At 57.9% G+C, this 10,968-nt stretch carries 11 protein-coding genes; 1 reads left to right on the forward strand and 10 read right to left on the reverse strand.

Going from position 1 to position 10,968, the window contains the following annotated elements; genetic code table 11:
* Window positions 1-34 precede the first annotated feature (34 nt).
* Window positions 35-961 (forward strand): carbohydrate kinase family protein, encoded by a 927-nt coding sequence (locus AC2FNC_RS18435; protein ID WP_496716203.1) that lies wholly within the window; start codon window positions 35-37, stop codon window positions 959-961.
* Between the two features lie 124 nt (window positions 962-1,085).
* Here AC2FNC_RS18435 and AC2FNC_RS18440 read toward each other — a convergent pair whose 3' ends face one another.
* The 10 genes from AC2FNC_RS18440 to hutU all read right to left on the reverse strand — a co-directional run.
* Entirely contained in the window at window positions 1,086-1,841 is a 756-nt protein-coding gene (locus tag AC2FNC_RS18440) for a methyltransferase domain-containing protein (protein WP_496716200.1), read from the reverse strand.
* A complete protein-coding gene (locus AC2FNC_RS18445; protein WP_480554877.1) occupies window positions 1,838-2,458 on the reverse strand; it encodes a pimeloyl-ACP methyl esterase BioG family protein in 621 nt (206 codons plus the stop codon). The genes AC2FNC_RS18440 and AC2FNC_RS18445 overlap by 4 nt, the downstream gene beginning before the upstream one ends.
* A complete protein-coding gene (gene bioA / locus AC2FNC_RS18450) occupies window positions 2,455-3,741 on the reverse strand; it encodes an adenosylmethionine--8-amino-7-oxononanoate transaminase (protein WP_480554876.1) in 1,287 nt (428 codons plus the stop codon). Before bioA ends, AC2FNC_RS18445 begins: the two co-directional genes overlap by 4 nt.
* Window positions 3,738-4,358, reverse strand: coding sequence for a dethiobiotin synthase (gene bioD / locus AC2FNC_RS18455; protein WP_480519794.1), 621 nt, complete (start codon window positions 4,356-4,358; stop codon window positions 3,738-3,740). Before bioD ends, bioA begins: the two co-directional genes overlap by 4 nt.
* Window positions 4,355-5,488, reverse strand: a complete 1,134-nt coding sequence (locus AC2FNC_RS18460) for an 8-amino-7-oxononanoate synthase (RefSeq protein ID WP_480519792.1) — start codon at window positions 5,486-5,488, stop codon at window positions 4,355-4,357. Before AC2FNC_RS18460 ends, bioD begins: the two co-directional genes overlap by 4 nt.
* Window positions 5,485-6,465 carry a biotin synthase BioB gene (bioB, locus tag AC2FNC_RS18465; RefSeq protein ID WP_209507670.1) on the reverse strand — a complete coding sequence of 327 codons (981 nt, stop codon included), beginning with the start codon at window positions 6,463-6,465 and terminating at the stop codon, window positions 5,485-5,487. The genes AC2FNC_RS18460 and bioB overlap by 4 nt, the downstream gene beginning before the upstream one ends.
* A gap of 114 nt (window positions 6,466-6,579) precedes the next feature.
* The gene (gene nadC, locus AC2FNC_RS18470; protein WP_480554874.1) at window positions 6,580-7,428 is read right to left on the reverse strand and encodes a carboxylating nicotinate-nucleotide diphosphorylase; all 849 of its coding nucleotides are present in this window, start codon (window positions 7,426-7,428) and stop codon (window positions 6,580-6,582) included.
* Window positions 7,425-8,993 (reverse strand): L-aspartate oxidase, encoded by a 1,569-nt coding sequence (locus AC2FNC_RS18475; RefSeq protein ID WP_480554873.1) that lies wholly within the window; start codon window positions 8,991-8,993, stop codon window positions 7,425-7,427. The genes nadC and AC2FNC_RS18475 overlap by 4 nt, the downstream gene beginning before the upstream one ends.
* A 6-nt stretch (window positions 8,994-8,999) precedes the next feature.
* Complete coding sequence (gene nadA / locus AC2FNC_RS18480) at window positions 9,000-10,049, reverse strand: quinolinate synthase NadA (RefSeq protein ID WP_480554871.1); 1,050 nt, start codon at window positions 10,047-10,049, stop codon at window positions 9,000-9,002.
* Between the two features lie 142 nt (window positions 10,050-10,191).
* Window positions 10,192-10,968 (reverse strand): urocanate hydratase (gene hutU, locus AC2FNC_RS18485; RefSeq protein ID WP_496716202.1); only part of this gene is annotated, 777 nt, incomplete at its 5' end.

A 10,968-nucleotide genomic window follows, 5' to 3' on the forward strand; every position in this document is an offset into this window, starting at 1 on the left:
CTCCCTGACAAAATACTCTGAAAAGGACTACGAAATGATCCTGTGCTGTGGTGAAGCCCTGATCGACATGATTTCCGAGCCGACAGTGTCGGGCGAACAAGGATTTGTACCGCACACAGGTGGGGCGATATTGAACACGGCGGTCGCAGTCGGTCGTCTGGGTGTTTCCGTCGGAATGCTGACCGGCGTGTCGTCTGACATGTTTGGCCAACAAATTACAAAGACGCTGAATTCAAGCCATGTTGACACGTCACATGTGATTATCTCTGACCGCCCCACGACTCTTGCCTTCGTACAGCTAAAAGACGGTCACGCCACTTACAGCTTTGTCGATGAAAACACCGCCGGACGAATGCTGCAACCCGAGGACATGCCGGACCAGCTAACAGCCGTGTCCGCCCTGTATCTTGGGGGTATCAGCCTGGCATGTGAACCCTGCGCGGATGCCTATGCCTCACTTCTGAATCGCCACGGAGCGGATCGCGCAGTGATGTTGGACCCGAATATCCGACCGGGATTCATCATGGACCAGACCCGGTATCGGACCCGCCTGAACCGCATGATCGCACAGTCCGATATTGTGAAGGTTTCAGACGAGGATCTTGACTGGATCATCCCGGGAGCCGAACCCGAGGGTGCCAAAGCGTCTCTTTTGTTGCAAACCGGCCCGTCAGCCCTCATCGTGACCAGGGGTGGCGACGGAGCGAATGGGTACCTGGCCGATGGTTCCAAGGTTTCGGTTCCGGTGAAACCTGTTCAGGTTGTCGACACAATCGGCGCGGGCGACACGTTTAACGCTGGGGTTTTGACTGAACTCAGCCGCGCAGGGAATTTGACAAAGCAGGGGCTGCGCAATCTGACCTCCGAAAGCTTGCGGGCGGCCATGACGTTGGGCGCAACTGTTGCCGCAGTAACAGTATCACGCGCCGGGGCAGAACCGCCCTGGGCACACGAAATTTGATTGTCGGCAAAGACCCGAAAAAACGAACTGGTGACAATCGCATCAAGTCCGAGGGCCGTGGCTGCGGAGTTTGCGACCGCCTGGCAGTCTCATAAACTACGTTAGGCCACGGCAGAAAAAGTATCTATCGCTTCCGGGCAATGATCCACACGGGATGATATGTCAGCGAGACCCCGCGATCCGTGCCGAACTCCTTAGCGTATACGTTTTCGAACCGAGCCAGCGTGGACTTGGTCCATGTTCCTTGCGCCCTGCCGTTTACACCTGTTCTTCGCAAATACCTAAGAACCTCGCGAGGCGTATCGAAGTAGGTTCGCCTCAGTCTTTCACCAACGGCCAATACCTGCATTGGGCCGTCGACGGCAGCGGCAAGAGCAGCCGGAGTAGTAAGACCCGGTGCACGCGCTGTTGATCCGATCGCGCTAAGCTCTTGATATTGCTGAGGGCCAAAACCCGAAACCGCTAACCATCCGCCGGGCTCTAGCGCGTCCATCGCTCTGTAAAGCAATTGCAACGGGCTTTCCATCCATTGGATCATCGAAGCCGAGACGATCAGATCAATCCGGGAGGGCCAGTGAACTTCACGCGCATCACCGGCAATGAACGTGGCCTTTTCCGCATCCGCTGTTGCCTGAGCCTGTGGTGCGATGTCGTTCAATATGAAGTTTGGCAGGTGAAAGCTTTGTCGCATCAGACGGGTCAGATGCCCTGTGCCACATCCCAGCTCGAAGACAGTTTCAAAGCGGTCCGGAGCTCCGGCACGACGCAGTTCAGACACCAGCTTGCCTGCGACCCAGGCTTGTTGACTTGCTGTGTCGTGGTAGGTTTGAAAGCTTCTGCTAAAGCTCCGCTGCACCCTGTCTGCCAGTTGCGCTGTCATGATACCCAACTCGCCCAACTTTGCTCCGGTAGGAATGGTACGTGCGGCGCCGCCACACGCTCGACGCGGGCCGAGGTTGAGGCCCATGCGGCTTCTTGGGCCGTAGTCGGAATGATCCGGTCGTTTGTGGGTATCCACACCCTGTCAAAACCCGGATCAGGGGCAGGCCCGCGCTGGATCACGGAAAAAAGCTCTTGCTTCGCCGCGACTATATCGAGTTCCGGGGGCTCACTTGGCAAACCTGCACGGCGGCAGAACTTGGCGAAGCTGCGCTCGGAAAGCTGAGCCGCTGTTGCCTTGATCATGTCGGGCGCAATACCACGTTCCGGGCACGCAGGGTGCAAAGTGCCGCTGATGGCGATCAATCGGTCGGGACGAAAGCCCGAGCACGCCAGCCAATGCGCAGCCGACGAGACACCGAAGGAAAAGGCCAGCATATCAATGTGATCGAAACGGGCGAGATCAGGCAGGGGATCATCGAGACTGATGTAGCCTTCCACCAACAGAGTATTTCCGCCCCCCGTAAGACCCCGGAACGGAGCATCGCCCAGTGCCCATCCACCAAACACAAGGGTCAGAGTACTGTCATCTGATTGCGCCAGCCAACGGCTTTTCATTTCTGCCCCCCAGCCAGAGCAAGCATCGCGGACGTTACCCTGCTCAGTTCGTCAGGTGAAATAACATAGGGAGGCATGCAATAAATATTGCGAGCAAACGGGCGCAACCACACACCGGTTTCCGTAGCCAACCCATGTGCGATGGAGGGGTCGACCCGCTCATCCATCTCGATGACGCCAATTGCGCCGAGCACGCGCACATCTGTAACACCGGGCAAATTGCGTGCGGGCGCGAGTTCGGCCTTCATCTGCTGCGAGATTGATGCAACTTCCTGCTTCCAGTTTCGCTGTTGCAACTGGTCGAGGCTCGCCACCCCTGCCGAACAAGCCAGAGGGTTGGCCATGTAGGTGGGACCGTGCATCAAAACTCCGGCCTCACTTTCACCGATCCCGCGAGCGACGGCCTCAGTCGCGATAGTGGCGGCCAAGGTGATATGCCCACCGGTCAGCGCCTTGCCAAGACACAGGATATCCGGAACCACCCCGGAGTGATCCATTGCAAACATCTCGCCACTGCGTCCGAATCCGGTCGCGATCTCATCGAAGATCAGCAAAACGTCATGCGCATCACACAAGCCACGCGCCCCACGTAACCAGGCGGGGTGATAGAAATACATCCCACCTGCGCCCTGCACCACCGGTTCAAGGATCAGTGCGGCTATTCTGTTCCCTTTGTCGTGCAGCAGCGCCTCCAGCGCCTCCAACCCGTTCTCGGAAGGATCGTCGAGCCACACATCGCCAAATTGAATGTGAGGGCGTGGCAGAAAGTGCTGGATCGACAACGCACCGCGAAACAGGCCATGCATCCCGTTGACGGGATCACAAACGCTCATCGCCTTCCATGTGTCGCCATGATAGCCACCACGGATCGTGGCAAATTCAGACCGTTCGCCCCGGTCTTTGGCAATCTGGTACTGGACTGCCATCTTCAACGCGACTTCGATCGCGACCGAGCCGCTGTCGCTGTAGAAAATGCGATCCAGGCCATCTGGCAGAAGGTCGACCAACCTGCGGCCAAGTTCCACGGCGGGTTCGTGGGTCAGACCGCCAAACATCACATGCGGCAGTGTATTCAGCTGCTTTTGCATCGCATCGATGATGGCCGGGTGCCTGTGCCCATGCACCGTACACCACCAGGACGACATTGCGTCGATCATTCTGACGCCATCAGCACGCGTCAGCCAGACACCTTCTGCCCCGGTAATCAGGTGCATCGGGCCAGGTTCAAGCACATGTGTATAAGGGTGCCACAGATGGCGCGCATCAAATTCCAACGGGGTCACAGGAACCTCCGAATGGTCGCCACATCAATTGCCGAAAATGCACTGTTCAGGCTCTGCGGTGTCAGGTCGCTCAGAAATGGCAGGCGTCCCAGATGATGCACTTTACACATCTCGACGATGGTTTGCTCCACGTCCGGCACGGGGTCACCCACGAATGCGACGCCGACTACCTCGCAGCCAACAGCCCGAAGCGCCATCAGAGACAATGTGGTGTGGTTGATCGTTCCCAAGGCGGTGCGCGCAACAAGAACAACCGGAGCCTGCCATCCGGCAATCAGGTCCAGAAAGAACGACTGGCGGTTCAGCGGCACCATAAGGCCCCCTGCGCCTTCGACAACAAGAGGCCCGTCCACTTTCGGAATTTCAAGACGCGAGAGGTCAATCTCAATACCCATGTCTTCGGCAGACAGATGCGGTGAAGCGGGCATGTTCAGCCGGTACGCTTCGGGCAGGACCTCGGCACCGCTCAGCGCGCTGACGGTTTCAGTGTCCGTAGCATCCTCAAGACCAGACTGAACAGGCTTCCAGTACCGGGCCTGCAAAGCTGCCGCCAGACCAGCCGAAAACACGGTTTTTCCAACACCTGTGTCGGTTCCGGTAACGATCAGCGCGCTCATGCGGCCTCCGACTGACAGATTGCGATGGTTGAAAACAGGGTCGAGATATCCTGAAGGGTGACATTTCCGGTAATCGAGACGCGCAAACGGGATGTGCCTTTTGGGACAGTGGGCGGGCGGATGCCCCGAACGTCAAAACCCTGCTGCTGCAAAGTGGCCGCCATCGCCATTGTGCGCTCGTCATCTCCCAGTACAACCGGGATGATCTGGCTGTTCAACGCGGCTGCGGGCAACCCCAGTTGCCGTGCGGCGTCATGGGCATGGCGCATACGTTCATGCGCGCCTTCAATCAGGCTGACATCCTCGGCCAGTTCCCGTAGCGCAGCACGAACCAGAGAAGCGTTCAAAGGCGACGGAGCGGTCGCAAAGATGAAGGGACGAGCGCGGTTGATCAGGGTATCAATCATCACGCGCGGACCGCAGATCAGCCCGCCTGAGACACCAAGCCCTTTACCGCAGGTATGCAATGTCAGCAGATCAGCGTTCAGGTCATGCGCGAGACCCCTGCCTCGCTCTCCGAAAACGCCGGTTGCGTGGGCCTCATCAACAACCAAAACCGCATCAGCTTCGCGCGCAAGTACGGACAGGTCTTCCAGCGGCGCCAGGTCACCTTCCATGGAATACACGCTTTCGACGGCAATCCAGACCTGACCCGAACCGCCTGTAGATTGCCAGTCGCGCAATACGTTGCGTGCATCCGCAACGTCATTGTGGCGGAAGGCACGCAGGTCTGCACGGCTGGACCGCATGCCTTCATGGGCGCTCGCGTGAACCAGGGCGTCATATAGGACCAAATCCTCAGCCGCTGGCAACGTGGAGAAGATCGCCTGATTGGCCTGAAACCCGCCTCCCATGAACAGCGCGGCCTCAGCTCCAAAGAATGCGGCCGCTTCCCGCTCCAGCGCTTCATGTTCAGGGTGGTTGCCCCGCAACAGACGCGAACCTCCCGAACCTACAGGCACACCCCGCGACAACGCATCATGCGCCGCACGTTGTAACACTTGAGAACCGGCAAGACCAAGATAGTCATTCGACGCGAAATCCAGCCCTTGCGTCGGGATCAAGGCCCGGCGGCGGTGCCGGGCTTGAAGCGCATCAAGCATCGATTCCAGTCGGTTGACTGCTTTCATTCGGCAGCTTCCGTGCAGTTTCGCGTTTCGGCTTTTTCGGCCTGAAGACCAAGTTTCGCAAACAGGACCGCGTCGGTGTCTTCTTCGGGGTTTTCTGCTGTCAAAAGCGTTTCGCCAACAAAGATCGAGTTGGCACCGGCGAAAAAGCACATCGCCTGCATCTCGTCACTCATGTCGCTGCGCCCGGCAGAAAGCCGCACATAGGACTTGGGCATCAGAATGCGGGCCGTTGCAATGATCCGCACAAAGTCGATCGGGTCAATCGGCTCGGCGTCCGCAAGCGGGGTATCAGCCTGCGGCATCAACATATTGATCGGCACCGAGTCAGGTGGAGGCGTCATGTTGGCCAATGTCAGCAACATGTCGATACGGTCGCCAGTATGTTCACCCATCCCCAGAATGCCACCCGAGCAAACCTTGATCCCGGCTTCCTGTACCCGGTTCATCGTGTCAATCCGATCCGCAAAAGTACGGGTGGTGATGACTTCGGAGTAATAGCGTTCCGAGGTGTCAATGTTGTGATTGTAATAGTCCAAACCGGCGTCGCGCAGCTGAACCACCTGGGTGTCGTCGAGCATACCCAGCGTCATGCAGGTTTCCATGCCCAGTTCCTTGACGCCCTCGACCATCGCGACCAGCGCATCCATGTCACGCGCCTTTGGCTCGCGCCACGCCGCCCCCATGCAGAACCGGGTCGCGCCACCATCGCGGGCTTTCTTGGCCTCGGTCAGAACGCGCTGAACCTCGATCAGCTTCGATGCGGGCAAGGTTGATCCATTGCGGGCTGATTGCGAGCAATAGGCGCAATCCTCGGCGCAGCCACCAGTCTTGATCGACAATAGCTTCGAGGTCTGGATCTGGTTCGGATCAAAGTTTTCGCGATGCACGGTCTGCGCACGAAACAAAAGATCCATCAGCGGAAGATCGTGAATAGCTTGCGCAGTTTTACGGGTCCAGCCGGAGTGTGGGATGATCATTTTATCTATAAAACTCTTTGCAGCTTGCGTTGCTGTGGATTTATTATCGATAAAACTTGAATACGCAACTGTGTTGGCGCAAACGATCTTAAATCAAGCGGAAATGCCGCGCCTTCAGAAATCGAGCCCCAGATCGACGGTGCGGGCAGAATGCGTCAAGGCACCGGACGAGATGTAATCCACCCCTGTCGCCGCGATCGATGCGACCCGTTCCAAGGTCACGTTGCCGCTGGCTTCGGTCTTCAACCGCCCACCCACCATGGCAACCGCTTCGCGCAGCATGTCATTGTCCATGTTGTCCAGTAAAACAACCGAAGCCCCGCCAACGTCCAGCACTTCGGCAAGCTGGTCCAGTCGATCAACCTCAATCTCGACCGCCATCATGTGACTGACCTTTGCCTTAGCGGCTTCAAGAACCTTACGGATGCCGCCTGCCGCAGCAATGTGGTTGTCCTTGATCAGGATCGCATCTGACAAGGAATAGCGGTGGTTGAAACCGCCACCGTGCAGCACGGCCTGTTTTTCCACGATGCGCAGACCTGGCGTTGTCTTGCGTGTACAGGTCATACGGGCTGTTGTGCCGTTGGTCTGCTCCACAAATGCGGCTGTCATTGTGGCAATACCCGTCAGGCGACCGGCAAAGTTCAGAGCGACACGTTCGCCGGACAGGATCGATGCGGCAGAGCCCTTGATGGTCATCAGCGTATCACCGCGTGCGCAACGCGAACCATCCTTGAGCCGCACGTCAACCTCAAGCGACGGATCCACAAGCCGGAACGCGATTGCAGCAACTTGCATCCCCGACACGACAGCGTTTTCGCGTGCGTTCAGGCTGGCTGTATAGGTTGTTTCCTGTGAGATCACGGCGCGGGTTGTCACATCACCGTAGCTTCCCAGATCCTCCATCAGCGCAGCGCGGACCACGGGTTCCAGAATCAGATCCGGCAGGATTGCATATGTCATGACAGTTCCTCGCAGGCTTTGGCCCGAATGCTCATTGCTTCGGACAAATACATCCGGGACCGCTCTCCGGGCCCATCATTGGCTTTTGGAAAGTCGGATCGCTTGTGCGCACCGCGGCTTTCTTCGCGCTGCAAGGCTGCGGCAGCGATCAAGGTCGCGGTTGCACACATGTTGCGAAATGACGGGCAGGCATCGTGCTGCGCCTCCAACTGCGCTATAGTTTGCAGAGCACGGATTAGGCCCGCCCGGTCCCGGACAACGCCCACGTCGCGCGTCATGGTTTCGCGCAACTCCTGGATAGATTTTGTTGTGTCCGGGGACATTACCTGAACAAACTGCAATGCAACGGGGTCGGCATTTGACACCACCGGAACGGATGCCCCGATACTTTCGGCGCAGATGCGTGCAAAGACAAGCGCCTCAAGCAACCCGTTCGAGGCCAACCGGTTGGCACCGTGAAGGCCTGTCGAAGATGCCTCGCCGCAGACCCAAAGCCCGTCAAGTGTCGCGCGACCGTCAGTGTCGGTGGCAATACCGCCCATGTGATAATGCGCTGCCGGTGCGACCGGAATCGGTTCGTTGACCGGGTCGACGCCATTGCGCGCGCAGTATTCAGCAACTGCCGGGAACAGGTCCGTTATCTTCGAGCCCAATGCGGTGCGGGTGTCCAGCTTGGGTCGGTTACCTGCCTGCACTTCGGCAAAAATTGCACGCGCGACGACGTCTCGCGGGGCGAGTTCTGCGTCCGGATGAACGGATAACATGAACCGCTCACCCTTATTGTTGATCAGGGTTGCCCCTTCGCCGCGCAACGCTTCGGTTGCCAGCGGTGCCGGATCTTCGCCAACATCCATTGCCGTCGGATGAAACTGAACGAATTCGGCGTCAGCAATAAGTGCACCAGCACGCGCGGCCATCCCGATGACCTGCCCGCGAATGCGCGCCGGGTTGGTCGTCAAGGCATACAACCCGCCAGAGCCACCCCCGGCAAGCAACACAGCAGGCCCGCAGAGCGTAACGGGCTCGGACCCCGTTTCTGATGCGTCCTGAACCGTGACACCAGTCACCCGACCGTTGGATACGTCCAGCGCCGTGGCAAGGACACCTTCCAACACCTGAACCGAGGACGTTTCATGCACCCGTTCGATCAGGGCAGCCATGATTTCACTACCTGCCTGATCCCCTTTCACCCGTACGACACGCGCGAAGCTATGCGCCGCTTCGCGTGACAACACATAACTGCCATCCTTGGTGCGATCGAATGGCGTGCCCAATGTCGTCAGGTCGAGGATATATTGACGCGCCTCGCGCGTGACCAGATCGGCAACAGCCGGAACGACTATGCCAGCGCCAGCCATTACGGTGTCCAGGCTGTGGCTTTCCGGGCTGTCCGACAAATCCATTGCTGCGGCCACACCGCCTTGCGCCCATGAGGAACTTGCACCTTCACCCAAAGCATCCGGTGAGATTACAACCACTGGTCGCGGCGCGAGCTTCAATGCTGCATAAAGCGCACCGATGCCAGCCCCCACAATAATGACGCGATCCGTGGTGACTTTGGTCATTTCAGATCAAATGCCGAGCTTGCGGGACAGATCAATCATCGCCTGAACGGATTTGCGCGCCTTTTCAGCCACATCTTCGGCGACCTCGACCTGCCCTTCCATCGTGTGCAGGGCGAAGAGAATCTTTTCAAGCGTGATTTTCTTCATATACGGGCACATGTTGCATGGCCCTACAAATTCGACCTCGGGCAACTCATCGGCAATGTTGGATGCCATCGAACACTCGGTGATCAGCATCGCCTTTTTCGGCTTTTCATCATGCACGTATTTGATGATGCCGCTGGTCGAACCGGAATAGTCTGCCTCGGCCACCACATCCGGCGGGCATTCAGGATGCGCAATCAGCCGTGTTCCCGGGTTCCATTCGCGGAAGTCGCGCAGGTCCTGTGCCGTGTATTGTTCGTGCACGATGCAAGAGCCAGGCCAATACACCACGTTCTTGTGGCTTTGATTGGCAACATTTTGCGCCAGATACTGATCCGGTGTCATGATGACCGTATCACTTTCCATGGCGTTCACGATCTGAAGCGCGTTCGAAGAGGTGCAGCAGATATCCGAAGCTGCTTTGACCTCGGCAGTGGTGTTTACATAGGACACAACCGGCGCGCCGGGGTACTTGGCGCGCATTTCATCGATTCCCTCAGCGGTGATCGATTCTGCCAACGAACAACCGGCATCCATGTCGGGCATCAGAACAGTCTTCTGAGGGCTGAGGATCTTTGATGTCTCGGCCATGAAATGAACACCGGCCTGAACGATCACATCTTCTTCGACCTCACTGGCCTTGATCGCAAGCTGCAAACTGTCCCCAACGAAATCGGACACACCGTGAAAAATCTCGGGCGTCATGTAATTGTGCCCAAGGATCACGGCGTTACGTTCTTTCTTGAGCGTATTGATGGCCCGCACGTAAGGCGCGTAGATCGCCCAATCTGGTGGGCTGACCACGCGATCCATGCGGGCAAACGTGTCTTTCATCTCATTGGCCAGAGAGGCCGATGGGGCAAGGTCATAAACGTCCGAAATCACCGAGCGGACATGTGCAATATCGAGCAACGGGTAGCCACCTTTGTCAGTTGCCTTCAACCCCTCGGGGCTGCTGAACGGCTTAGCCCTAGCCGAAACAGTACCGGTTCGAAACCGGAAAATGTGACGTTAGCGCTAAGGCAAACCGACAAAACAAAGGTTGGCGTGGTAGTCAGCCCAAAATGCCCGGCAATCGCAGCCCATGTTCACGCGCGCAGGCTTTCGCGTCCTCGTACCCTGCGTCCGCGTGACGCCAGACACCTGACGCGGGATCATTCCAGAGCACCCGTTCCAATCGCTTGGCCGCGGCATCTGTTCCGTCTGCACAGATGACGACGCCCGCATGCTGGCTGAAGCCCATACCAACCCCGCCACCATGATGCAGCGAAACCCAGGTCGCACCCGACGCCGTATTGACAAGCGCGTTCAGCAGCGGCCAGTCCGAAACAGCATCCGAACCGTCCTTCATCGCCTCGGTCTCGCGGTTGGGTGAGGCAACAGAGCCACTGTCGAGATGGTCTCGGCCGATGACGACCGGAGCTTTCAATTCGCCGTTTCTAACCATCTCGTTGAACGCCAGCCCAGCCTTGTGGCGATCTCCCAGCCCGATCCAGCAGATCCGCGCTGGCAAGCCCTGAAACGCAATACGCTCCTGCGCCATGTCCAACCAGTTGTGCAGATGGGTATTGTCGGGGAACAGTTCCTTCATCTTGGCGTCGGTCTTGTAGATATCTTCAGGGGCACCGGACAACGCACACCAGCGGAAGGGTCCGATACCCCGACAAAACAGCGGGCGAATATAGGCGGGCACGAAGCCGGGGAAGGCAAAGGCGTTCTCCAACCCTTCATCCTGCGCAACCTGTCGGATGTTGTTACCGTAATCCAACGTCGGCACGCCCGCGTTCCAGAAGTCCACCATTGCAGCGACGTGCTGCTTCATCGAAGCACG

The organism is Ruegeria sp. BHSA123, assembly GCF_059613425.1.

Excerpts from the sequence above, each read along its gene's own strand:
- AC2FNC_RS18435 (WP_496716203.1), top strand. The coding sequence starts at position 35 with ATGATCCTGTGCTGTGGTGAAGCCCTGATCGACATGATTTCCGAGCCG.
- AC2FNC_RS18440 (WP_496716200.1), bottom strand. The coding sequence starts at position 1,841 with ATGACAGCGCAACTGGCAGACAGGGTGCAGCGGAGCTTTAGCAGAAGC.
- AC2FNC_RS18445 (WP_480554877.1), bottom strand. The coding sequence starts at position 2,458 with ATGAAAAGCCGTTGGCTGGCGCAATCAGATGACAGTACTCTGACCCTT.
- bioD (WP_480519794.1), bottom strand. The coding sequence starts at position 4,358 with ATGAGCGCGCTGATCGTTACCGGAACCGACACAGGTGTTGGAAAAACC.
- AC2FNC_RS18460 (WP_480519792.1), bottom strand. The coding sequence starts at position 5,488 with ATGAAAGCAGTCAACCGACTGGAATCGATGCTTGATGCGCTTCAAGCC.
- bioB (WP_209507670.1), bottom strand. The coding sequence starts at position 6,465 with ATGATCATCCCACACTCCGGCTGGACCCGTAAAACTGCGCAAGCTATT.
- nadC (WP_480554874.1), bottom strand. The coding sequence starts at position 7,428 with ATGACATATGCAATCCTGCCGGATCTGATTCTGGAACCCGTGGTCCGC.
- AC2FNC_RS18475 (WP_480554873.1), bottom strand. The coding sequence starts at position 8,993 with ATGACCAAAGTCACCACGGATCGCGTCATTATTGTGGGGGCTGGCATC.